Annotated in this window: 24 protein-coding genes and 1 riboswitch; of the genes, 11 read left to right on the top strand and 13 right to left on the bottom strand. The window is 62.4% G+C overall.

What is annotated here, in order from left to right; genetic code table 11:
- Positions 1–64: 64 nt before the first annotated feature.
- Together ACWICV_RS14865 and ACWICV_RS14860 are read right to left on the bottom strand one after the other, a co-directional pair.
- Positions 65–1,498 carry an aldehyde dehydrogenase family protein gene (locus tag ACWICV_RS14865; RefSeq protein ID WP_105658648.1) on the bottom strand — a complete coding sequence of 478 codons (1,434 nt, stop codon included), beginning with the start codon at positions 1,496–1,498 and terminating at the stop codon, positions 65–67.
- 64 nt (positions 1,499–1,562) lie between these two features.
- Positions 1,563–1,793 (bottom strand): hypothetical protein, encoded by a 231-nt coding sequence (locus ACWICV_RS14860; protein ID WP_041648259.1) that lies wholly within the window; start codon positions 1,791–1,793, stop codon positions 1,563–1,565.
- Between ACWICV_RS14860 and ACWICV_RS14855 the strand changes: the two genes are divergently transcribed.
- The 7 genes from ACWICV_RS14855 (at position 1,780) to ACWICV_RS14825 (ending at position 9,383) form a co-directional block, all read left to right on the top strand.
- On the top strand, positions 1,780–3,117 hold the full coding sequence (locus ACWICV_RS14855; RefSeq protein WP_454091159.1) for a hypothetical protein: 1,338 nt from the start codon (positions 1,780–1,782) through the stop codon (positions 3,115–3,117). The genes ACWICV_RS14860 and ACWICV_RS14855 overlap by 14 nt on opposite strands.
- Positions 3,114–3,482, top strand: a complete 369-nt coding sequence (locus ACWICV_RS14850; protein ID WP_105658650.1) for a GntR family transcriptional regulator — start codon at positions 3,114–3,116, stop codon at positions 3,480–3,482. Before ACWICV_RS14855 ends, ACWICV_RS14850 begins: the two co-directional genes overlap by 4 nt.
- A 34-nt stretch (positions 3,483–3,516) precedes the next feature.
- Positions 3,517–3,611: riboswitch (TPP riboswitch) on the top strand.
- The gene (thiM, locus tag ACWICV_RS14845; protein WP_454091160.1) at positions 3,601–4,395 is read left to right on the top strand and encodes a hydroxyethylthiazole kinase; all 795 of its coding nucleotides are present in this window, start codon (positions 3,601–3,603) and stop codon (positions 4,393–4,395) included. (Overlaps the previous riboswitch by 11 nt.)
- On the top strand, positions 4,388–5,029 hold the full coding sequence (gene thiE / locus ACWICV_RS14840) for a thiamine phosphate synthase (RefSeq protein ID WP_105658652.1): 642 nt from the start codon (positions 4,388–4,390) through the stop codon (positions 5,027–5,029). Before thiM ends, thiE begins: the two co-directional genes overlap by 8 nt.
- Positions 5,026–6,450, top strand: a complete 1,425-nt coding sequence (gene thiD, locus ACWICV_RS14835) for a bifunctional hydroxymethylpyrimidine kinase/phosphomethylpyrimidine kinase (RefSeq protein WP_454091161.1) — start codon at positions 5,026–5,028, stop codon at positions 6,448–6,450. Before thiE ends, thiD begins: the two co-directional genes overlap by 4 nt.
- A gap of 27 nt (positions 6,451–6,477) precedes the next feature.
- The gene (locus ACWICV_RS14830) at positions 6,478–7,761 is read left to right on the top strand and encodes a uracil-xanthine permease family protein (protein ID WP_105658654.1); all 1,284 of its coding nucleotides are present in this window, start codon (positions 6,478–6,480) and stop codon (positions 7,759–7,761) included.
- 215 nt (positions 7,762–7,976) lie between these two features.
- Positions 7,977–9,383 (top strand): sugar porter family MFS transporter, encoded by a 1,407-nt coding sequence (locus ACWICV_RS14825; protein WP_454091162.1) that lies wholly within the window; start codon positions 7,977–7,979, stop codon positions 9,381–9,383.
- Positions 9,384–9,465: 82 nt separating this feature from the next.
- Here the strand turns inward: ACWICV_RS14825 and ACWICV_RS14820 are convergent, their stop codons facing one another.
- Positions 9,466–12,648 (bottom strand): HAD-IA family hydrolase, encoded by a 3,183-nt coding sequence (locus tag ACWICV_RS14820; RefSeq protein ID WP_454091163.1) that lies wholly within the window; start codon positions 12,646–12,648, stop codon positions 9,466–9,468.
- Between the two features lie 92 nt (positions 12,649–12,740).
- Between ACWICV_RS14820 and ACWICV_RS14815 the strand changes: the two genes are divergently transcribed.
- A complete protein-coding gene (locus tag ACWICV_RS14815; RefSeq protein ID WP_332486985.1) occupies positions 12,741–13,718 on the top strand; it encodes a hypothetical protein in 978 nt (325 codons plus the stop codon).
- A gap of 9 nt (positions 13,719–13,727) precedes the next feature.
- Here ACWICV_RS14815 and ACWICV_RS14810 read toward each other — a convergent pair whose 3' ends face one another.
- The 9 genes from ACWICV_RS14810 to uriH all read right to left on the bottom strand — a co-directional run bounded on the left by ACWICV_RS14810 (position 13,728) and on the right by uriH (position 20,707).
- Positions 13,728–14,447 (bottom strand): glycerophosphodiester phosphodiesterase family protein, encoded by a 720-nt coding sequence (locus ACWICV_RS14810; protein WP_332594765.1) that lies wholly within the window; start codon positions 14,445–14,447, stop codon positions 13,728–13,730.
- Entirely contained in the window at positions 14,444–15,238 is a 795-nt protein-coding gene (locus ACWICV_RS14805) for an HAD family hydrolase (RefSeq protein ID WP_105658659.1), read from the bottom strand. Before ACWICV_RS14805 ends, ACWICV_RS14810 begins: the two co-directional genes overlap by 4 nt.
- Positions 15,239–16,138, bottom strand: coding sequence for a PfkB family carbohydrate kinase (locus tag ACWICV_RS14800; protein ID WP_133833739.1), 900 nt, complete (start codon positions 16,136–16,138; stop codon positions 15,239–15,241).
- A 9-nt stretch (positions 16,139–16,147) separates the two neighbouring features.
- A complete protein-coding gene (locus tag ACWICV_RS14795) occupies positions 16,148–16,813 on the bottom strand; it encodes an alpha/beta hydrolase (protein WP_454091164.1) in 666 nt (221 codons plus the stop codon).
- Between the two features lie 14 nt (positions 16,814–16,827).
- The gene (locus ACWICV_RS14790; protein WP_105662190.1) at positions 16,828–17,616 is read right to left on the bottom strand and encodes an enoyl-CoA hydratase/isomerase family protein; all 789 of its coding nucleotides are present in this window, start codon (positions 17,614–17,616) and stop codon (positions 16,828–16,830) included.
- Positions 17,617–17,658: 42 nt separating this feature from the next.
- Entirely contained in the window at positions 17,659–18,375 is a 717-nt protein-coding gene (locus ACWICV_RS14785; RefSeq protein WP_332594767.1) for a LysR family transcriptional regulator substrate-binding protein, read from the bottom strand.
- A gap of 88 nt (positions 18,376–18,463) precedes the next feature.
- The gene (locus ACWICV_RS14780; RefSeq protein WP_038992696.1) at positions 18,464–18,895 is read right to left on the bottom strand and encodes a universal stress protein; all 432 of its coding nucleotides are present in this window, start codon (positions 18,893–18,895) and stop codon (positions 18,464–18,466) included.
- A gap of 54 nt (positions 18,896–18,949) precedes the next feature.
- Positions 18,950–19,648, bottom strand: coding sequence for a dienelactone hydrolase family protein (locus ACWICV_RS14775; protein WP_105658664.1), 699 nt, complete (start codon positions 19,646–19,648; stop codon positions 18,950–18,952).
- A gap of 87 nt (positions 19,649–19,735) precedes the next feature.
- The gene (uriH, locus tag ACWICV_RS14770) at positions 19,736–20,707 is read right to left on the bottom strand and encodes a uridine-preferring nucleoside hydrolase UriH (protein WP_332498245.1); all 972 of its coding nucleotides are present in this window, start codon (positions 20,705–20,707) and stop codon (positions 19,736–19,738) included.
- 150 nt (positions 20,708–20,857) lie between these two features.
- Between uriH and ACWICV_RS14765 the strand changes: the two genes are divergently transcribed.
- Both ACWICV_RS14765 and ACWICV_RS14760 read left to right on the top strand, forming a co-directional pair.
- A complete protein-coding gene (locus ACWICV_RS14765; protein ID WP_454091165.1) occupies positions 20,858–21,907 on the top strand; it encodes a LacI family DNA-binding transcriptional regulator in 1,050 nt (349 codons plus the stop codon).
- A 3-nt stretch (positions 21,908–21,910) separates the two neighbouring features.
- Positions 21,911–22,078 (top strand): hypothetical protein, encoded by a 168-nt coding sequence (locus ACWICV_RS14760; protein ID WP_166650740.1) that lies wholly within the window; start codon positions 21,911–21,913, stop codon positions 22,076–22,078.
- Here the strand turns inward: ACWICV_RS14760 and ACWICV_RS14755 are convergent.
- Positions 22,067–22,603, bottom strand: a complete 537-nt coding sequence (locus ACWICV_RS14755; protein WP_105658667.1) for a YdeI/OmpD-associated family protein — start codon at positions 22,601–22,603, stop codon at positions 22,067–22,069. The genes ACWICV_RS14760 and ACWICV_RS14755 overlap by 12 nt on opposite strands.
- Before the next feature lie 78 nt (positions 22,604–22,681).
- Between ACWICV_RS14755 and ACWICV_RS14750 the strand changes: the two genes are divergently transcribed.
- Positions 22,682–23,137 carry a DUF523 domain-containing protein gene (locus ACWICV_RS14750; protein WP_105658668.1) on the top strand — a complete coding sequence of 152 codons (456 nt, stop codon included), beginning with the start codon at positions 22,682–22,684 and terminating at the stop codon, positions 23,135–23,137.
- Positions 23,138–23,215 lie beyond the last annotated feature (78 nt).

Here is a 23,215-nt window from a genome sequence, read left to right as displayed (position 1 = left end):
ATGCTTGAAAATTTCCAACCTATCAATCCAAGCACCCTGACAAGCCATAAAGCTATGAACCGCGCTACAGTAAGCGATCAATAATCTTTCGCTTGGCCCATGAATATGGAGGATATATTGCGCTCAGGGTATCAACGACGGTTGTTTTGTTGAATTCCGAGCGCATCTGCGAAAGCCGTTCGAACCCGTGCTTGCCGTGGTAGGCCCCCATTCCGCTCGGTCCCACACCGCCGAAAGGCAGGGTTGGAACGATCATCTGGGCCAACGGAGCATTATGCACAATGGAGCCGGCTCGCACCCGATCAGAGAAAATCGACTGCAGGCGCGGGCTTTCGCTCATCAGGTAAGCGGCCAGCGGCGACGGCCGCCGGGCAATGAATTCGAGGGCTTCCTCGAAGGTTTCCACTTCGATCACCGGCAGGATCGGACCGAAAATCTCTTCGGTCATCAAACTTCCCTCGAGGTCCACATTGCGCATGATGCTCGGCGCGATGCGCAAGGTATCCTCGTCGTACTCGCCGCCGAAAACCACCTCGCCTTGCTCGAACATCGACAGCAGCCGCTCAAAGTGCTTGCGGCTGACGATGCGGCCAAAGTCCGGATGGGTCAGCGGTTCCTTGCCGTAGAAGCTGGTGATGGCCTGGCCCAGGCGCCTGATGAGCTCAGACGAGTCGCCCACGCTCAATACGTAATCCGGCGCCACGCAGGTCTGGCCGGCATTCATGAACTTGGCGTAAGCCAAGCGCTTCGCGGAAGCCAACGAATCGTTCTCCACCACGGCCGGCGATTTTCCGCCCAATTCCAAGGTGGTAGGCGTCAGATGCTTCGCGGCCGCGGCAGCCACGATCTTGGCCACGCGTTCGCCGCCGGTGTAGAAAATGTGGTCCCAGCGGGCGGCAAGCAACTCGGTGGAGGTATCCACGCCGCCTTCAACTACCGCGTAAACCCGTTCGTCGAGGTAGACCGGGAGGAACTTGGCCAAGGCGCCTGAGGTCGCAGGAGCCAGCTCGGATGGCTTGATGACCGCAGCGTTGCCGGCAGCAATGGCCGCGACCAGCGGTGCGAGCACCAGCTGAACCGGATAGTTCCAGGCTCCGATAATCAGCACGACCCCCAGCGGGCGCGGCTCGACCTTGGCCATGGCTGGCTGCAAGGCCAGCGGAACCTTGACACTGGTGGAATCCATCCACTCAACGAGGTGGCGCTGGGCGAAATCTATTTCCGCGCGCACCACGTCGATTTCGGAGAATTTGGCTTCGGTGGCACTCTTGCCCAAGTCCTCGGCCAAGGCCTGGACGAAGTCTTCCAGATGCTCTTCCAGCATCTTCTCCAGTGCCTTGAGCTGCTGCAGGCGGAAGCGTCGCGGATGCGTGATCCGCGTGTCCGCAGAACGCCGCAAATGACTCAGAACTGTTGCTATGCGCGATGGATGCTCGTCCACCGGAGGTGCGGAATCACCGACCGGTTCGGGCAACGGAGTGGAAGTAAACAGACCCATGATTTGAGCGTACGTCACTGGGACTATTTTTCATCGTTTAATTCGCCAGAGGATTCAATATGTATCAAATAGTTGATACATTGATTTCCATGAACCAGTTCTCGGCGAGCGCCATATCCATCGCTTTCGTTGCCGCAATCATCTGCGTTTGGTTGCGTTCGGTGGCGCACAGGCGTGGAACACCAGCTATCGACCGGGCCCGATCCCACTCGTTCTGGTGCGCATTGATCGCATTCTTTGCTTCAACCTCATGGGATTTGTCTGAGACCTGGCGCGTTTCAATGACCGAGCCCAATTCAGGTTCGGCTCTCGCTGAAGCACTCACTCCGGGGATCTGGGTTCTTCTGGTTTACCTCATCGGCTTGTTCACTTGGCCCAAGGAACTCCAGCCAGTGCGCACCGCTTCATTAGAGGCCCGCAGCCTGACAACTCCGTTTCCCAAGGCCCTAGGGGCTTTCGTTGGGCTTTTGCTGCTGATCGCGGTCGGCTCCCTGTGGCCGGCGTCCAAAGTCGAAGGGCTCGTTGGCGTTCCGGCCTCGGAATTCACGACCTTTGATTTTGACGGCATCTATTCATACACGTCGGAGGGTCCGTATGATGGGCGGTTGCCGGGCACACAGATGCTCCCGGTATTCATCGTGGCCCTGGCAGGGATCGTCGTGGCCGCGGCTGTGATTACCGTAGTTATCCTGAAAAAACCTGCCTTGGCCGGCATCTCGGTCGAAGACAACCAAGCGTTGCGCACGGTCTGGCTCAACCGCTTGATGCGCAATATCGGCATCGTCTTGCTGGCCTTCACCGTGTCGGTGGTCAATTACTCGCAGGCTAATTCGCCGGATGGACAGTACGAGTTCGTTAGCTATGGCGCCCTTGCGGTAGCCCTCACGTTGCTCTTCTGGGGACCGCGCTCTACATTCTCAGCTCAATCCACCACCAGGGAACGGACCGCCTTCTCGCGTTTGCGTGATCAACTATTCACCTTGCAATACGTAACTGCAGCACTCACCTTACTCAGCGTTGCAATCGGCTGGTCATTCTTGCCACTGGATGACGAGCTCCAGATGCCTACCAATGAGCGAACTACGTGGATCTTAATGATCTTTGCCGGTGCGGCTTTGATCTATGCCGTTCTCAATGCGCTTTATCTCAGCTACGTCAGCACGGTGGCCCGGCAGGCGTCTGCAGCAACCAAGTACCACGCACCCTTGCCCTTGTGGTCCTACATCGCCGCTGGCTTGCTGTTTGCCACCAGCACCTATTTTCTGCTCGATCCGCCACTGGACTATTTGTGGGGCTTCGCACCTCCAGGCAAGACAATGGTTGCAGGCTTGATCCTGCTGTTGCTGGCAACCCATCTTGGATTCGTCTGGTTCTCCCGCCGGGCGATTATTCCCTGGGCTGTCTCGTCGGCCGAAGAAATCTGGTACCGCAAGGTCCTGGAACTGCGTTCAATGCGTGTTATCACCAGTGCAGTGGTAGCCATGCTGCTCATTGGCTACGGATTCCCGGCCGGGCTGGGACTCTTTGCATTGCTTATCTTCGTTGTCCCAGCAGTCATTTTCCTAGAGCGCCCCGGTAGCGCCTTCGTGCGGGAACATCAGCCGGCAGCTACTTCATGAGCACGCAGATCAGTGTTGACCTCCAAGCAGCTACCCCGCCCTATGAGCAGATCCGCTCGCAGATTGCTTCACTGATCTCCTTGGGAGATCTGCCCTCGGGGAGCAAGCTGCCTACTGTGCGTGCGCTGGCCACGGACCTCGGCGTCGCTGCCGGTACAGTGGCGCGCGCCTACAAGGAGCTGGAAGCCGAAGAGCTGATCACCTCCCGGCGCCGTGCCGGCACAGTGGTCAACGAGCGGCCGCAGCCGGTGGATACCAGTGAAGATCTCCTGGCCGCCGTGGATCACCTCTGGGCGTTGGCGGCCGCGCAGAAGGTGGATGCGGCCACGCTCAAGGCCTTGGTGGCGCGGCGCGAGCGTAAGTAACTTGTCCTCGGAACCGGTTGTGCGTACGCTCTATGGCAGTGACACGGGGTGTCGGATCAACCGACTGAGATAAGACCCGTAGAACCTGATCTAGTTCACGCTAGCGGAGGGATGTCGCATGGCTTTGCATGCAGTTGCCCAAAAATACCGGCAACAATCACCTTTGGTTTTTTGCCTGACCAATACCGTCGTATCCAATTTCACCGCCAATGTCCTGCTGGCATCCGGGGCTTCCCCGGCCATGACGGATCTGCCCGGAGAGACCGGCCCATTCGCGCAGGCAGCTTCAGCCGTATTGGTGAATTTGGGAACTCCAAGCACTGAACAGCTGACCGCCATGGAAGAAGCTGTGCAGTCGGCGAGCGCTGCAGGCACCCCCTGGGTCCTGGATCCAGTGGCAGTGGGAGCGCTTCCGGTGCGCACGGAGTTTGCCCGGCGCATTGTCCGGCAACGCCCGACCCTGATTCGCGGCAACGCCTCGGAAATCCTGGCCCTGGCCGGCCGGCAATCTGCTTCGCGCGGTGTCGATGCCTTGGATGAGGTTTCTGCCGCCTTGGCGGCGGGACGCGAACTGGCCACGGAAAACGACTGCGTAGTGGCCATTTCCGGCCAGGCTGACGCCATCATCGACGCCACGCGTACCGTCTTGGTGCATACCAACGGAATTGGCTTGACCCGGATGACAGGTGGCGGCTGCGCCTTGGGCGCGGTCTGCGCCGGAATGGTTGCGGTCCACGATGACCCGTTCGAGGCCACCATCGCAGCCCACGGTTTCTATGGCCTGGCCGCGGAAAAGGCCCTGGCTGGCAGCTCCGGTCCGGGCAGCTTCGCAGTTGCCTTCCTTGATGCGCTGTCGGCTGCCGATCCCGGGGAACTGAAAACTTTGAAGTACGAGGAATTGAACCATGCATAATTACGGCGCTTATCTAGTAGCCAACACTGCCAGCTGCACCCCACGCAGCACCCTGGAAGTTATCGAGGGCGCCGTCGCCGGAGGGATCGGGTGGATCCAGCTGCGCGCCAAGGATGAAAGCGCCCGGGAATTCTTCGAGCTGGCCTGCGCGGCTGCCAAGCTCACCGAGGGCAAAGCCCAGTTGCTGATCAATGACCGCATTGACGTCTACCTCGCGGCACGGGCTGCTGGCGCAGCAGTGAACGGCATCCATATCGGGCAAAAAGATGTGCCGGTACAGCTGGCTCGCCAGATCATTGGCGAGGGCATCATCGGCTTGAGTGCTTCCAGCGATGAGCAATTGGCCCAGGCGAACAAGGACGCCTCGGTGATCGACTACCTCGGTGTAGGAGCCATCCGCGCCACTCCGACGAAAAAAGACCATCCTGTTCCCCTGGGGCTGGACGGCTTTGCGCGAGCCGCTGCCTTGGCCAAGCTGCCCTGCGTAGCGATCGGCGCAATTACCCAAGACGATGCCGCCGCGATCCGCGCCGGCGGCGGCGCAGGCCTGGCCGTGGTCCGCGCCATCTGCAACGCCGAAGATCCGCAACTTGCCAGCGCGCAGCTGGTCGCAGCCTGGGAGGCCTCGAAATGAACATCCTATCCATCGCAGGCTCCGATCCTTCCGGCGGCGCCGGAATCCAAGCGGATCTGAAGGCCATTGCCGCCAACGGCGGCTACGGAATGTGCGTGATCACCGCTTTGACTGCGCAAAACACCCATGGGGTATCCGGAGTTCAGGCGATCAGTGGCGATTTCGTCCTCGCGCAGCTCGAAGCCGTGAGCACAGATATCCGCATCGATGCGATCAAGATCGGGATGCTGGCCAACGCCGAGGTGATCCGCGCAGTCACCCGCTGGCTGGAAACTGTTGACGCCCCCGTCGTGCTGGACCCGGTCATGGTGGCGACCAGCGGGGATCGCCTGCTCGACGACGAATCCGCCCTTGATTCGCTGCTGGATCGCGCCACGGTGATTACCCCGAACCTGCTGGAGCTGGCCAGCTTGCTGCGCGAGCCTGTGGCCCCTTCCTGGGACGAAGCCCTGCGCCAGGCCCAGCGGCTGGCTGCCAAGCACGACACGCTGGTTCTGGCCAAGGGCGGGCACCTGGCCGGGGCGGATTGCCCCGATGCCCTGGTGTCGGCGGGCGGGGTGCAACTGGAGCTGCACGGCCCGCGCCATGCCACCAGTAACACCCACGGCACCGGCTGCACCCTTTCCAGCACTCTGGCTACCCGCTTCGCTGCCACTGGAGATTGGATCGCCGCGTTGAAGCAGTCCAAGTCCTACCTCTCCAAGGCCATCGCAGCGGCCGACCAATTGCAGGTGGGCAGCGGCCACGGCCCGGTCAACCACTTCATCGACTTCTTCGGCACGGCAGATCCCATGGGCGACTGGTGGCAGAAGATCCAGCCGATCCGCGAGGAAATCGACCAGCTGGATTTCATCACCCGGCTATCCGAGGGCACCTTGGACCGGGATGACTTCCACTACTACATCGTCCAGGATGCGCTGTATCTGCTGCGTTACGCCAAGGTGCTTTCGCTGGCCAGCTCGATGGCGCCGGATCTCGGTGCCCAGCGTTTCTGGTCGCGTGGCGCCAACGGCATCCTCGATGGCGAGCTGCAGCTGCACGGCAGCTACCTGGACGAGTTCGCTGATACGCCCAGCGCCACCACGCTGAACTACACCAACCACCTGGCCGCCAGCCAGGAGAGCTACGGGGAGCTGATTGCCGCGATCCTGCCTTGCTACTGGCTGTACCAGGACATCGGCAAGCGGTTGTCGGCAGCCAACCATGCCGAGCATCCTTATCGGCAATGGCTGGAAACCTATGCATCCGAGGAATTCGATTCCGCCACCGAGCAGGCCATCGAAATGGTCCGCCAGGCGTTCGAGCAGGCAGATCCGCAGCTGCGGGCCCGCATGGAGGCCGCTTTCATCCGCTCGGCGGAACATGAGCGCTCTTTCTTCGCGCAGGCGCACGAGAACCGAGTAGACTTCTCTACGGCCTAAAACCCGCAGGGCCCGGGAAGAGGAATCATGAGTTGGAGCATTCACGGCAACGGCAGGACCATCACCCCAGGTGAGGTAGTTGCCCCGGATGAGCGGCTGCATTGGCCGCAGACCGTTTCCATCGGAGCCCAGCACATCCTGGCGATGTTCGGCGCCAGCATCCTGGTGCCAACCATCACCGGCTTCCCGGTCACCACGACCTTGCTGTTCACCGGCCTGGCCACCGTCATCTTCTTGCTGATGACCAGGAACAAGGTGCCCAGCTACCTCGGCTCGTCCTTTGCGATGATTGCTCCGGTGCTCTCGACCACCCAGTCGCACAGCATGTCCGGCGCGCTGGGCGGCATCGTGATGACCGGGGCCTTGCTGTTCGTTGTCGGGCTGATCGTGCAGAAGACCGGCACCGGCTGGATCCACGCCCTGATGCCGCCGGTGGTCATGGGCACCATCGTGGCGCTCATCGGCCTGAATTTGGCCAGCGCAACGCTGGTTCCCATGACCGAGTTCCCGCTGACCACTTTCCTCACGGTGATCTTTACCGTGGTCGCGACCGTTGCGTTCAAGGGCCTGCTGGGCCGGCTGTCGATCCTCATGGGACTTCTTTGCGGCTACCTTGTTGCACTGGCCCAGGGGCAGGTGAGCTTCAAGGCGGTTGCTGCCGCAGAGTGGATCGGACTGCCAGAATTCCACACCCCGACCTTCCACTTCGACACTGCGCTGATGTTCCTGCCTGCGGTGTTCGTGCTGATCGCCGAGAACATCGGCCATGTGCGCACCGTTGGCGTGATGACCAATCGCGACCTGTCGAAGTTCAACGGCCGTGCGCTGATGGCCGATGGCGCTGCCAGCGTGCTCGCCGGTTTCGGCGGCGGTTCGGCCACGACCACCTATGCCGAAAACATCGGCGTGATGGCCGCTTCGCGCGTGTACTCGACCGCGGCCTATTGGATCGCTGCGATTGTGGCCGTGGCCCTGGCCTTCCTGCCGAAGTTCGGCGCATTGATCGGCACCATTCCAGAAGGCGTGATCGGCGGCTTGGGCATCGTGCTCTACGGCATGATCGGCATCGTCGGCGCGCGCCTGTGGATCGAGGCGAAGGTGGATTTCGGCAACCCGATCAACTTGATGACCGCCGGCACCGGCCTGATTATCGCCATTGCGGTGACCAAGGAAATCGCTTTCGGCCAGCTCCAGCTGGGCGGCATCGCCCTGGGCTCGATCGCCACCTTGGTGGTCTTCCACCTGATGAGTATCGTCGCCAAGATGCGCGGCAACGATTTGGCGGACTCGCAGAAGCCTGCGGATAGCTAGCAAATAAATTCCCCGCAGGCCGGCATCGCGATAACTCGCAATGCCGGCCTGCTTTTTTGCCAAGAATTCGGGAGCTGGCCAGTCATCAACCGGCGACGCGCACTGGGCCTCCCCCGGTCTTGAAGTAAGGACTCCTTCCAATTTGTGATCGATCTCCCATAAAAAATCGGGAAATCGGGATTCTGCGGCTCTCGAATCCGATAGCATGGCTCATTGTGACTGCGACTACATCAGACGGAAAACTCTCCGCGCGACTCATCTTCATCGCCCTCGGGGCGGCATTGGGTGGGTTCGTTTTCGGATATGACTCATCAATCGTCAACGGCACCGTGGACGCTGTCGAGCACGAATTCGGGCTCAACGCGGTAACCATCGGATTCACCGTTTCCTGCGCCCTGCTCGGCGCAGCACTGGGAGCCTGGATAGCGGGTGTGGTCTCCGAACGCGTGGGACGCGTGCGCACCATGCTCTTCGCCTCCATCCTCCTGGCAGCATCAGCCATCGGCTGCGGCCTGTGCTTCGGCGTAACCGACCTGATCATCTGGCGCATTGTCGGCGGCATCGGCGTGGGCTTCGCCTCGGTGATCGCCCCTGCCTACATTGCCGAAGTCTCCCCGGCCGCGCATCGCGGACGCCTGGGCACCATGCAGCAGATGGCCATCGTGCTGGGCATCTTCGTGGCCTTCCTGGTCAGCGCGCTGCTGGTCTTCGTCATGGGCTCGGCGGATGCCGTCGGCTTGTTCGGTCTGACGGCCTGGCGCTGGATGTACCTGTCGCTGCTGGTTCCAGCAGTGCTCTACGGCCTGCTCTCGCTGCGCCTGCCCGAATCTCCCCGCTACCTGGTCGAGCGCGGCCGCTTCGTTGAAGCAGCTACCGTGCTGACCCGCGATATGGGCATGAACGCCGGCACCGATACCGAAAAGAAGATCGAAGAGATCCGCTCCACCGTGCACATCGAGCGCCGCCAGGTCTTCAAGGACCTGCTGGGCCGCTTCGGCTTCCACCCGCTGGTGTGGGTCGGCATCCTGCTCTCGGTCTTCCAGCAGTTCGTCGGCATCAACGTGATCTTCTACTACTCCACGACGCTGTGGAAGTCCGTCGGCTTTGCCGAATCGGATTCCTTCACGATTTCGCTGATCACCTCGGCGACCAACGTGCTGGCAACGATCGTGGCGGTGCTGCTGATCGACGTGCTGGGACGCAAGCTGCTGCTCACCATCGGCTCGGCCATCATGACCGTGTCGCTGGGCATGATGGCGGTAGCGTTCGCGCAGTCGGTCACCATCGACGGCGCCGTGTCGCTGCCGGGCAACTGGGGCATCGTCGCCCTGGTCTCGGCCAACCTGTTCGTGGTCGGCTTCGGCGCCACCTGGGGTCCGGCCGTATGGGTATTGCTCGGCGAGATCTTCCCGAACTCGATCCGCGCCATGGCACTCGGAGTGGCAGCCTCGGCGCAGTGGATCGCCAACTTCGCCGTTTCCACCACCTTCCCGGCCCTCGCCGAGGCAGGCTTGGCATTGGCCTACGGCATCTACGCATTCTTCGCGCTGCTTTCCCTGATCTTCGTGATCTTCCTGGTCAAGGAAACCAAGGGGCGCCAGCTCGAGGAGATGACCCTCTAGGCACCACCCGCTGGGCATTGCGGATTGCGCAAAGGAGGCAGGAACCAAGATGGTTCCTGCCTCCTTTTGCGTGCCCGGATGCTTACCAGGCCTTGTTGGGCACATCCACGCCGACGTCGCTTTGCAGCGAGAGCACATGCTCCAAGCTTGGCCGCCCTTCCAGCGTCGGGCCCTGGCCGGCGAGCGCCACGCTGACTGTCTGCCCCGGCTGCAGATCCACCTGCTGGCCGCGCACCCAGATCGGACGGGAGAAGGCTCCGTGCAGGGTGAAATCAATGGCTTCAGCCCGCAAGCCCACGGAAATCCTCATGCCCCGCCACCCGAGGTTGAAGCGCAGGGCCCGCCATTTCTCCGGGAGCCGCGGATCAAAGCGCAGCTGGTCGTCATCGTCGCGCAGTCCCGCGAAGCCGTAGATCAGCGCCGACCAGACGCCACCGGTCGATGCCACATGCACGCCGTCAGCGGTATTGCCATGCAGGTTTTCCAGATCCACGTTCAGCGCGTGCTCGAAATACTCCCAGGCAAGATCGCGGTAGCCTACCTCGGCGGCGAGAATCGACTGCACTGTCGCCGACAGTGTCGAGTCGCCCGTAGTCAGCGGGTCATAGTAGTTGAAATCCGCAAGTTTCTGCTCGGCGGTGAAATCGCTGGAACGCAGCCACAAAGCCAGCACCGCGTCGGCTTGCTTGATGACCTGGAAGCGGTAGATCACCAGCGGATGGTAGTGCAGCAGCAACGGCCGCTTATCCGCACCGGTATTGGCCAGGTCCCAGACTTCGCGGTTCAAGAAATGCTCGTCCTGGGGGTGGATTCCGACCGTTTCGGAATACGGGATGTGCATGCAATCAGCGGCCTTGAGCCACAGGGCGATCTCCTCGTTTTCCAATGAGTGCCTGCTGGCCAGTTGCGCGAACTCGCGCGGATGCTCTTGGGCCATTTCGGCCAGCAGCTGGGCGCTGCGGCGCAAATTGAAGCGCGCCATGACATTGGTGTAGAGGTTGTCGTTGACTACCGCGGTGTACTCATCGGGCCCGGTGACCCCATGGATATGGAAGCGCTCATTGCCCTGCTCGCCACGCCAGAACCCCAGCGAGGCCCACATGCGCGCAGTTCCCACGAGGATTTCGGCGCCGCCGGCCAGCAGGAACTCGTCATCCTCCATGACCCCGAGGTACCGGTTGAGCGAATACACCACGTCGGCATTGATATGGTACTGCGCAGTGCCAGCCGGATAATAGGCGCTGGCTTCCTCGCCGTTAATCGTGCGCCATGGGAAGAGCAGGCCTTCCTCGTTCATGATCAGCGCCCGCCGGGTCGCTGCAGGAATCATCGAGACCCGGGCGCGCAGCGTGTTGCGCGCCCACTGCTGGTTCGTATAGGTCAAGAACGGCATCACATAGATTTCGGTATCCCAGAAATAGTGCCCGGAATAGCCGTTGCCGCTCACGCCCTTGGCGCTGATGCCCAGGCCGTCGGCACGTCCGGCAGCTTGGGCGAGCTGGAACAGGTTCCAGCGGATCTTGCGCTGCAGCTCGGGCTCATCGCTCTCCACCACCACATCGCTGCGGTCCCAGTAGTCGGCCATGAAACGGCGCTGGGTGCGGAAGTGCTCGTCAATCCCCAACGGCACCAGGTGCTCCAAGGCCCGCTCAGAACGCAAGAGCATCTCCTGGGCAGGATGGCGCCGCGAGGAGTGGTAGACCGCGTACTTGGAGATGCGCACGCCTTGCCCGGCTTCCAGCCTGGTGCTGATCACTTCATCCGCGCGGTCATCGTCCACCTTGCGGACCACGGACAGCTCCGCCTGCGCTCCGCCAGTGGTGGCCACCTCGTGCTCCACCATTGCTGCTACCGACATCCCGGATCCGAAGACCTGGTACGAGATGCCCAGCCGGGCGCCATCGCGGTGGGTGCCCGCCGGATGCAGCGGGTTGGCCCTGGCTTCCTCGCTCTTGCGCGGATCGGCAGGAACCCCGGCATCGGTTTCCTCCGGGGAAGCCACCTTCCGGCTGGAGCGGTACCCGATGACCGAAGACTGGATCAGCACCTGCGCCGGGGCATCGAGCAGGCGCACATGCACGTCCTGCAGCGCCACGTGGCGATCCGTGAAGGAAATCATTGAGCGGGCAGTGACGGCTACCCGGTGCCCCTCGGCAGTTCGCCACAGGGTGTGCGCGGTCAGCGTCCCGTCAAGGAAATCCAGGCGCAGCTCATCACGCAGCATCTCCGTGCGGCCGACTTCCAGGGCTTCGTCATTGATGAACACGCGCATGGTCCGGAAATCCGGGGCGCTGATCATGGTCTGCCCGGTTTCGGCCAGCCCGAAGGCGCTCTCGGCATGGCGGATTTCCCAGGTCTCATGCAGCCCGTTGATGAATGTGCCGCCTCCTTGGTCCCCCAGACCCAGTTGCGCAGCCCGTGCACCCAGAAAACCGTTGCCCAAGGAGAAAACGGTGTCTTCGGCGCCATCGCTGTCACGCTGGTTCCCGCGCCACAGCGACCAGGAGTCCTCTTCCCAGGCCTTGGCTGCTTGCTCGGAGACCAGTTCGGAAAGGTCATGAACCACAAAATGGGCCCCTGCATCCAGCAAGGCGGCCTCATTGCCTTCGCGGGCCACGCCGATGACTCCGAAGCCTCCGGCACGCGCTGCCCTCACCCCGCTGGTGGCATCCTCGATGACGGCGCATTCTTCCGGACGCCAACCCAGATCGGCGGCGGCAGCCAGGAACGTGTCCGGGGCCGGTTTGCCCGCCAGCCGGCGCGCAGCAGCTTCCTGGCCGCCCATCACCAATGGGAAATGCTCGGCCAGTCCTGCGGCAGCCAATACCACGCGGGCATTGCGCGAGGAGGACACCACCGCGACGTCCAGCCCGGCATCCAGCACCTGTTGCAGGTAGGCCACGGAGCCGGCATAGGGGTCGATCCCGTCGCGCTGCAGCACTTGGGTGAACTTTTCGTTCTTCATATTGCCCAGCGCGCAGATGCTGCCTTCCCCCGGCAGATCGCTTTCAGCCCCGCGGGGCAAGCTGATGCCGCGGGATTCGAGGGTGGCCGCCACCGCGTCATAACGCGGACGGCCGTCAAGCAGGTTGAAATAGTCCTCGGAAGTGTATGGGGCCACGCCCGGGTGCTTGTCGAAAAAGGTGGTGAAAAGTTCTTCCCACGCCTTGCGATGCAGCAACGCGGTAGGAGTGATCACGCCATCCAGATCAAAGAGGACGGCCTTGTAATCACGATGTCGGTACTCAGGACGAAAAGCGTTCACAATCGAAATCCTTCGAAAGAGGAGCGAATTACTGGCCGTAGTCCTTACCGTAGCAACTGAACGCGCTTGCTTCGACATACTACGATAAGAATGTGGCTCAGTGGATAGATGTATGGAATAGCGAAGACTGGCGTGAGGCAACCGCCGAGTGGATCGATGCTGCGTGCGAGGCATATGGCATTCAGCGCACCGCAGGACCGGATTTTTGGCCCGCAGATTTGCACCAGATCCAGGCGGCGGTTCAGACCGGTGCCGCAGATCTGATCTTCAGCGCCAACGCCCCGGGGCTGGCTTCGGAACCAGCGACCACGGTCGCTGCCGGCCAGCTGCTGCCCGATCGCGTGGTGATGCCACTGGCTATCGACCGGATCGCCGGCTACATGCTCAGCCCGGATTTCGGGCACACCCTGGCGGATCTGGGCGATTCGGTGGAGAACTGGGAGCTGGCCATGGCCTCGCTCGGTTCCTTCCAGGTCGCGCTGATGGGCCACGAGGAAGAATTCTTTGATTCCGGGGTCACCGTAGTGGACCCGCAGTTCCTGCCCGAGCAGTACGAGCAGGCGCTGATGATGCATGTGTCCCTGGACCCGGCACACCCGCTGTACCTGGAGGGATCCATGGCGGACAAGATGGTTTCTCATCTCGATGAGTTGAGGAGGGCCACCGCTGCCCTTCATGCCGGTGCGGTGCCGTTGAGCATCGAGCACGGCAACTTCGATCTGTCGCAGGTGGTGGTTCCTGCCGAAGCCGGAGACCACGGCCGCATCCTGAATCTGTCCTCCGCGCACTGGGCTCACCCCTTCTCATCCCTGAACACGCCGCTGGCCGCCATGTGCGAAGCGTGGGATTGCGATACCGGTGATGAGCGCGTGATGAAGGTGCTTTTCGCGTACCTGGACCAGTTCTCTGCCTACGGCTCAGCAGATGAGCTGTACGACCTGATTAATCCAGCCTGCCTGGTTGCGCCGCTGTCGCAGCACGAGACCTGGTTGCGCCTGCTCCTGGATGCCAGCGACGAGCAACTGCAGGAGCACGCCGAGACCGTTTTGGGAACCCTGGATATCTCCTAGGGCCGCAGTTCAAGAGCCCAGAACCCTGGCCAGCAAGGCCGCGTCATCGCTCATGATGGCGTCGGCCTTGCGCTCCATCAGCAGCCGCATGGTCGGCTCGTCGTTGATGACCCAGACATGCACCTGGGCGCCGGCTCGGTGGACCGCCTTGATGAATCGACGGGTCGCTACCGGCAGCATGCCCTGGTTCAGCGGCACCTGGACCGCCCAGAAGCCTGCCAGCAGCCGCTTGGGAACCCAGCCCAGCAGGTGGGCGCACAGCCAGATGGCGACAATTTCCCGTTGACCCGGCGAGCGCCGTATCGGAGCGGAAAGCAGGTGGCCGACCGCGGCGCTGCGTGCCGTGGAGAAGGACGCTAGGGCAATTTGCCGATGGGCTTTCCTGCGCTCGATGAGCTCGGCCAGCGGGCCGATCACGTGCTCGTCCTTGACGTCCAGGTTCAGTGTGGCGTGCGGGAACGCATCGAGCAGTGCATCAAGCGTGCACAGCGGTTCCCCTCCGGCCCGCACCATTGCCAGCTGCTCGTCGGTGAAGTCGTTGAAATTCCCGCTCGCGTCGGTCACCCGGTCCAGGCTCTGGTCATGGAACAAGTAGACCGTGCCGTCGGCTGAGGCGTGCACATCCGATTCCAGATGGGTGATGCCCAGGTCTGCGGCGCGCTGGAAGGCTGCCAGCGTGTTTTCCTCGTTGCCCGTGCGTACGCCGCGGTGCGAAAAAGCGTAGGTCATTTCAGCAGGCCTTCAATGACCTGGGCTACCCCGTCATCGGCCAGCGAGGGTGCCCGGAAGCGGGCGGAGGCCAGCGCCATGGGGTGTCCGGAGGACATGGCGTAGCCGTGGCCGGCGTATTCGAGCATCTCGATGTCGTTGGGCATGTCGCCGAAGGCCATCACTTCAGCTGCGGCAATTCCCAGGCGCTGGCAGTATTCATGCAGCGTGGTGGCCTTGTGGATATCCACATGCGCCATTTCCAATAGGGAAACGTCGAAGGCGGAGTGGGTCACCGATACCAGTTCTGCCAGCTGCGGCTCAACCGAGGAATAGAACTTGTCTATCGGCAGGTGCTGGGAGCGGGCAAGGAATTTCACGATGCCTTCGGAATCAATTGACTCGCTAGCCAGATCCAAGACTGCCTGCACCCCGAAGTTGTGGTGGCGGTCGGCAAAGCCTTCACCCAGGTGCAGCCCCTTGGTGGTCTCGGCAGCGAAGGACGCGCGCGGTTCCAGCTCCAGGATGATTTCGCTCGCCCGCCGCGCGGTGGCCGCGCTGAGCGTGCGCGACCAGATCACTTCGTCCTGTTCCAGGTCGTAGAGCACCGCGCCATTGGAGCAGATGACCGTGCCCATCCCGCCGAAGGCTTCAATGATCGGGCTCAGCCAGCGGAAGGGGCGTCCGGTGACGAAGACTATCTGGATGCCAGCGTCGCGGGCTTGGATGAAGGCACGTTGGGTGCGTTCGGAGATGGTGCCGTCCTTGGCGACAATGGTGCCGTCGAGGTCCGAGGCGATCAGCTTGATCATCTACAGCTCCTGGCGGCGTGGCGGGTTCGCCCCGGCACGCTGCACGGTCACCGCGGCGGCCAGGGCCGCGAATTCCAGGGCTCGCGAAAGCTCCGCAATCTGCAGCTGGTTCAGCTTTTCGCGGTTGGCCGCGCCAATCAGTCCATGTTCGGCCAGCCAGCACAGCAGCGCGGCGGTGAAGGTATCGCCGGCACCCACGGTATCGGTGACTTCCACCGACGGCGCAGTGAATTCGGCGTCGCCGGCGCGAACGACGCCCCAGGACCCGCGCGAGCCTGCGGTGGACACCACGATCGCCGGCCCCATGTCCAGCCAGGCACGGGCCGAGTCCTGGACCGAGCGCATCGGGTACAGCCACTTCAGGTCGATGCCGGAGACCCGCACCACGTCGGCCTGGCCGACGAATCGCTCGACTTCGGCCACGGTCTGCGAATGGTTGGTGACCAGCGACGGGCGCAGGTTCGGGTCGTAGCTGATGGTGGCATGGGTGCGCGCGGCCGAAAGCAGCGGCAGCAGTTCTCCGGGGCTGAACAAGGTGGCGATGGAGCCGGTGTGCACCAGCTCGGCATCCTGGGCCAGCTCCGGCCCGATGGTCGGCATCTGCCAGTAGGCGTTGAACGCGAAGGCCGCGCCGCCGGCCGGGTCGAGGATGCCATGGGCAATGACGGTGGCCTGGTCATCGGCTCCGCCCAGGTATGCCACGTTGTTGTCCTTGAGGTAATCCTCGATCTTGCGGCCCTTGTCATCGGCGCCCCAGCGGGAAATCAAGGTTCCCGGGTACCCCAGGCGGGAAAGCGCAACCGCGACGTTCAACGGGCTGCCGCCAACGAACTCCTGGGCTGGGGCAATGCCGGAGGCCAGGACGTCAACGAGGGCCTCGCCGATCACGGTCGGGTTCATGCTGCTCCTTCAGTAATGCAGTGGGGACAGGGCACGCACGCAGGCAGCCCATTGGCTGCTGTGCGGATCGATCCAGGTGTAGTGGTCTCCCGCGAACAGCGAGAAGCTGTGCTCCTGTCCGAGCGCAGCCGCTTTCTGGGCTGCGATACGGGCAATTCTTACCGGAACATCGCCATCGTCCCGTCCATGAAAGATTACGACACGGGCATGCATTGGCCATAATTCCACCGGATTGCAGGCGCCCAATGACGCGCCTGAGAGCATCTCGTCCACTGCGCTGCCGCTGAGCTTCAGGCGCTGCGCCGTTTCAAGGTCCAGGACCCCGGCCTGGCTGATCACCTGGGAGACCCGTGCATCATGGGCGGCCAGCACGCAGGCCAATTGCGCTCCGGCTGAATGGCCGATCAGCGTGATCGGCCCTTCTTCCTTGACCAGGCCCAGCGCGAGCCGGGCATCGGCCAGCATTTTCGCCGCGCTGCCCGGCCCACGCCGGTATTCGAGGTTGTAGGCAGGGATCCCGCGGGCGGCGAGATCCTCTGCCAGGGGCACGCCAAGGCTAGCGGTGTACTTTTCACGCCAGTATCCGCCGTGGATGATCATCACCGCTCCGCGAGCGGTGGTGCGTTCCGGCTTGTAGAACTGGACCTGCTGGTCCGGGTGCGCCCCGTAGTGCATGGTCGGCGCCCCGGCTAGTTGCCCGGGAAAACCGCGGCGCGCTTTTCGACGAAGGCGGCACGGCCTTCCACCGAGTCGGCGGTTCCGAAGGCCTGCTGGAAGGACTGCGCTTCAACCAGCAGGGCGTCATGGGTGTTCAGCGCGTCCATGTCCACCATCGCGGCCTTGGCATTGCCAACGGCCGTCGGTGCCACCTTCGCGATCTCCTCGATGGTGGCCACGGCCTGGTCAATCAGTTCCCCGGCCGGGACAACGCGGTTGGCCAGGCCAATGCGCAATGCTTCCTCGGACTTGATGCGGCGGCCGGTGAAAACCAATTCACGGGCCATCGCGTTGCCGACACGTCGCGGCAGGCGCACCATGCCGCCAAAGCCGGGCACCAGCCCGAGGTTGACCTCCGGCTGGCCAAAGCTGGCCGTCTCGGAAGCGTAGATGAAATCGCAAGCCAGGGCTAGTTCGCAGCCGCCGCCCAGGGCGAAGCCGTTGACTGCGGCGATCACTGGAACCTGCAGCTTCTCCAGGCGTTCGGTGACCGCGTGCATCTGGCGCCCGTAGGCCAGCGCCGCCGCCGGGTCCATTTCGCGCAGCTGGACGATATTGGCGCCGGCGACAAAGGACTTCTCGCCGGCACCGGTGAGGATCACGCCGCGGTATTCATAGCCGGTGGCCTCGAACCAGTCCAGGAAGGCTTCAAGGTCGTTGACGACCTCTTTTGCCAGCGCATTCAGCGACTTCGGCTGGTTGACGGTCAGGATGAGGGCCGAGCCCTGGGTGCTCAGGCTGAGGGTATCGAATTGCTTCATACCCCTAACTCTCTCACGTAACGCGCGTCACGTATTGGATTGTCAGCGGTGCTTGCGTGGCTTTGCCTTGGCACCCTGCGGCTTCTTGGATGAGCTCTTGGCCTGCTGTTTTGCCTTGGCTTGGGCTTTCGCCTTGGCCTTCTTCTGCTCATTGATGCGCTTGGCCTTCTGCTCCTGGTTGCGCACCGAACTCTGGCGCGAGGAGCTGGCGGTACGTCCGCGCACAATGCCGATGAATTCTTCGAGCAAGGCGGTGTCTTCGGTGGCGGTAGGCCAGGCGATGCCCACCTGGGTTGGCGAACCGTCGTCAATGAAGCGGACCACCACGTCCTTGCGGGCGAAGAGCCGGGCAATGGACTGCGTGGTGCGCAGCACCTGGGCTCCGGAAGCGACAACTTCCATCGCTACCGGAATGCCGCCCACGGATTCCGGGTAGTCGGCCAAGTCGAGTTGCGGGAAGGACTCTACGGTTTCCAGCGGAACGGATTCTTCGAAGTACTCCACGTCGTGGTCTTTGCCCGCGCAGACCACTTCGAGTTCCTCGTAAAGCGGGATGACGTGGCGCGTTGCGTCCTTGGGCGAGTCCCCGCGATAGCGCACGAATACCGCGTCAGCCTCGCCATGGGCCAGCAGATCCAGGATTTCCCCCTCATCCAGACGCCAGGCTTTCAGCTCGATGGCAGGATAGCGTTCCTGGAAGCGGTCCATCCATTTGCCGGGGGTGACGCCGGTTGCGTAGGCGATTCGAAGTTTCTGCACGGGTTAAGCCTACGCTCTGCCGGGTTAAATGGCGCAGGCGGGCACCGGTGAACCGGTGCCCGCCTGCGTCCGCGCAAGCCTGGGAGGCCTACTTGTCGGTCTTGACGACCAGAACGTCGCATGGTGCCGAGTGGGCCACCGAGGAAGCTACCGAACCGAGCACGCGGCCCAGGCCCTTCATGCCCACGTTGCCGACAACGATCATCGAAGCCTTGCGGTCCTCGGCGTCGGAGATCAGCACGTCACCTGGCTTGCCGTGGCCGGCAGCAGCGGTGATCTTGACGCCTGGCACAGCGTTCTTCACGTCGTTGGCTACGCGCTGGGCGAGCTTGCGGGCCTGCTCTGCGTCATCCAGGATCCAGGTATCGGAACCGATGGAAACGACCTCGGTGTTATCCGAAGCGTGAGCGGTGATGACCACCAAGTCAGCGTCGAGCTTGACGGCGAGTTCTGCAGCGCGGCGGGCTGCGCGCTGTGCGGTTTCGGAACCGTCTACGCCTACGATGATGGTTTCAGACATATTGTTCTCCTTATATGAGTGATGCATTAAGTGATGGGTAACACTTTATGGCCTTCAGGCCACTTTAGCCTGCAAAAAGTCCACGGCGCGCTGCCATGCGATGGCAGCCTGTTCGGGATCGTAGTTGCCGGCAGGGTTCTCGTCGTTGTGGAATGCGTGATCGGCGTCGTAGTAGAAGTACTGGACTTCCGCGCCTGATTCCTGGCGAATCTGCTCTTCCTGAGCCTTCGCCTGAGCCGGCGAGTACATCTGGTCCAGGTTCGCGTAGTGGCCCTGGATGGCCGCGCGGACTCCGGAAAAATCGTTGGGCACACCCTGGCCGACGCCATAGAAAGGCACGGCCGCGGCAATTTTCCCGCCTTGCTGGGCAGCCATCTGCAGCACGAAACCGCCACCCATGCAGAAGCCGATGACGCCCAGCTTCTCGCTGGTGACGTGCTCATTGGCCAGCAGGTAGTCCACGGCACCGCTCAGTAGCTGGGCCCCGGCGGCTTCCGGGAGCTGGGACATCATCTGCCCGGCTTCTTCACCGTCGTGGGTGATCCAACCGCCATAGAGGTCAGGAGCCAGAGCCACGAAGCCCTGCGCGGCCAGCCGGTCGGCGACGTCGCGGATATGGTCGGTCAGACCCCACCATTCCTGGATCACGATGACCCCAGGGCCCTTGCCGGACTCCGGCAAGGCGAGATAGCCATGCGCTTGCGCGCCTGAAGAAGGGAAAGTCACGTTCTGGTGCGGGGTTTTGTCCGCCATGGTGCCTCCTGCTCTGCGTGTGACTCCAGTTTATGCAGGTCTGGACGCCATTGGCATTGACCTGCCCCACATTGCGCCAAAGTTGTTCTATTTTCCGAGCGTGGCCTCGCCGATACGTTCCAGCGCATCGACCACCAGATTCCAGAAGCCTTCGTGGTCCAGGTCCACCGCCACGGAAGTATTGCAGTCGGCGGAAGCCGGCGCGCGGAAGTCCGTGACGGTCATTCCCAAGGTCAGCTCGCCACGCAGCTCAACGCTGACCGGGGCCTTGACAGTGCGCACGATATCCGGGTCGATCACGTAGGCCACGGCGCATGGGTCATGCACTGGCGGTGCATCGAAGCCCTGGTGGTCTCGATAGGCCCGGGCGAAGAAGTCCATCAGCTCGCGCACGAAGGTCGATGGGCCGGTGCCAATCTTCTCTATGCGTTCAACCACCTCGGAGGTGGCCAACGCCTGGTGGGTCAGGTCCAATCCGACCATCACCACCGGCCAGGCCTCGTTGAAGACGATGTGCGCAGCTTCAGGATCGATCTTGATATTGAATTCTGCCACCGCCGACCAGTTGCCGGTGTGGTAGCCGCCGCCCATCAGCACCACTTCGCGCACGCGTTCAACGATGCGCGGTTCCTTCCGGGCCGCCAAGGCGATATTGGTCAATGCGCCGGTGGGCACCAAGGTGATTTCACCGGGTTCATGGCTCATCACCAGGTCGATGATGACGTCCACGGCGTGGCGCCCATCGAGTTCGATGCCCGGCTCCGGCTGGGCCGGCCCGTCCATCCCGGAAACCCCGTGGACGTCTCCCGCGGTTTCCACTTCGCGCACCAGCGGACGGGCGCAGCCGGCCGCGAAGGGAATGCCGGTAATGCCGGCGATGGTACCCACGGCCAGCGCGTTGGCAGTGACCTTATCCAGGGTCTGGTTGCCGGCCACGGTGGTCACGGCTAGCAGGTCGATCTTGGGATTGCCATGGGCAAGAATCATTGCCACGGCGTCATCATGACCCGGGTCGCAGTCCAAAATGATCTTGCGCGGGGCATTGCTGTCCTGGGTCATGGCTTCTTCCTTCGCTCTGCCAGTTGTGGGCCGGTAGCTAAGTCGTGGGGGCGGATAGGCATCCTTTGATAATTCTTTCGTGTCCCCATACTATCGTCAAGCGCTTAACGCAAAGCTGTCGCGTGTCACAACTCCGACTACGATGGAGCCATGAAGAATGGTGAGAAGTCCGGCAACTCGCGCGCTCCACGCCGCGTGACCGCAGCGATGGTAGCCGAACACGCCGGCGTTTCCACCGCAACGGTCTCTCTTGTTGCCAACGGGAAGTCGGCGGGCCGGGTCTCGGCCGCGAATGAGCAGCGCGTGCGTGAATCAATTCGCGAACTGGGCTACTTCGTCGACAGCATCGGCAGCTCGCTGGCCAAGGGCGTCAGTTCGCTGGTGGTCCTGGTGGCCCCGGATATCTCCAACCCCTTCTTTGCCAAGGTGATCGCTGGCGTGCGCTCGGTATTGGCTAGCGACTACCAGCTCCTGCTCTCGGTCACGGATGCCGGCGTCTCCCCCAGCGCCAGCGAAACGAGGAAGATCATGGGCCTCCGTCCGGCCGGGCTGCTGGTCCATGCCCCAAGCCAGGATTTCCTCGAGGAAATTTCGAGCAACCTCCCGCTGGTGGCCCTGGATGCCCCGGGCATCGATCCATCGATTCCTGCCGTGAATATGGACGTCGCCCAGGGAGCGCGGGAAGTCGTAGCCCATTTCGCTGCACAGGGACACACCAAGGCCGCCTACCTGGATGCCAGCACCGGCACCGAGACCCTGGCAGTGCGCCGCGAGGCCTTCCTGGCGGCGGCAAGGGAGTACGGCATCGAAGTGCTGCCATCTTCTATTGCCAGCTCGATGATCGACGTCACTGAGGCTTCAGCAGCCTTTGGCCAGCATTGGCCCAAGTGGCATGAATCGGGCGTGACCGCACTGGGCTGCGCAACCGATAACCACGCTTTCGGCGTGCTGCATGCTTCGCGCATGCTTGGTATCCGCATTCCGCAGCAGCTTGCGGTGGCCGGATTCGACGACCTTCCCTACTCGGCAACGTCCAGCCCTTCCATCACTTCCGTGCAGCTCAACGCCCAGGAAGGCGGACGCCAGGCCGCATTGAAGCTGCGCGCGCTGATCGATGGAAAGACCCCTGACCCACTGCAGACAATGCTGCCCAGTTCGTTGATTGTCCGCGGATCGACGCTGGGCAACAAAGGAGACTAACCGGTGAACATGCATAAATGGCCTGCCAAGGTCACTGCCGCCATCGCCCTGCTGATTGCCTTGGGGCTGATCGTCATGTCCAGCGGAGTGCTGGGCCTCATTACCGGCCCGGCAACCCCACCGGGCACCGGCATCGAATCCGCCGCGCGCAGCTGGGTGCTACTGGATTAGCTTTCCGCTCTTCGAAACTTCGGGATCGGTGCATGAGGACAAATCAAAGCAGCACGGCCGGCGCTTGCCATCACGCAGCTTGGAAATACTGGCCTCCACTCGGCGTTCGCGCGTGGAAGGGTTCTTGGTCGCACCGATCCAGCGTACCCATTCCCAGCGGGCCATGGCAGTGAGCCCTGCCCACATCTCATCCAGATCCCCAGCCTCGCCCAGGGCGCTGGCCAGGTCTTGCGGAATCCCTGTTTCCGGCCAGGTTCTAGCGACCCGGGCGGTCAATTCCACTTGATCCCCCGCCTCGGCCAACAGCTGGGGCGCGCCCTGTCCGTCGAGGGCCAACCAGTGGCCTCGGCGCCCGTCGGGATCTATTACGACCACGTGGCCTTCATGCGCCTGGAGAAGTTCCACCGCAACCTGTCCGCGGCTTGGCAACTTGTCGCTGGATTCCTGGTCGAGCCTGATTATCTTCCGATCGTTGACCAGATCTGCAGTTCCATTCAGTTCGAATATCTCATTGGATACCGCCATGGGAATTCCCCTTCTCCGTTGTCCAAGGGCAGTCTATGGCACGGCGGCATTGCGCTTCCACGTGGCTAGACTGCTGTTATGACCCAACCTCCGCTGCTCGTTAGTTCCTGCCTGGCCGGCATCCCTTGCCGCTACAACGGCAAGGCGAAGGCAAACCCTGCCATCGTCGAGGCCGTGGCACGAGGAGAAGCCGTTGCGGCCTGCGCTGAGGAATTGGGTGAGCTCCCTACTCCGCGTCCGCCAGCGGAGATTGTCGGTGGCGATGGCCACGACGTGCTGGAAGGCCGGGCCTGCGTGATCGACATCAACGGCGAGGACATCAGCGGGCAGTTCATAGCTGGTGCCCAGAAGGTTTCGGATCTAGTCCAGCACCAGAGAATCACCGAGGCGATCCTGCAGGATCGCAGCCCCTCGTGCGGCTGCGGCACCATCTACGATGGCTCGCATACCGGAAAACTCGTTGCAGGCGATGGCGTACTGGCCGCCCTGCTCAAGCGCCGGGGCGTCAATGTCAGCGCGCCACCGGCAAACTGACACACCCTGCAAGATAACGATTCAGTTGCTCTTTTAAACAAAAAATAACCCTCGATCCGAAGATCAAGGGTTATTTTC

The sequence above is a fragment of the Glutamicibacter sp. NPDC055354 genome (assembly GCF_053644955.1).
Note: the sequence above shows the minus strand (reverse complement) of the source record. Positions and strands in the feature narration are given on the sequence as shown.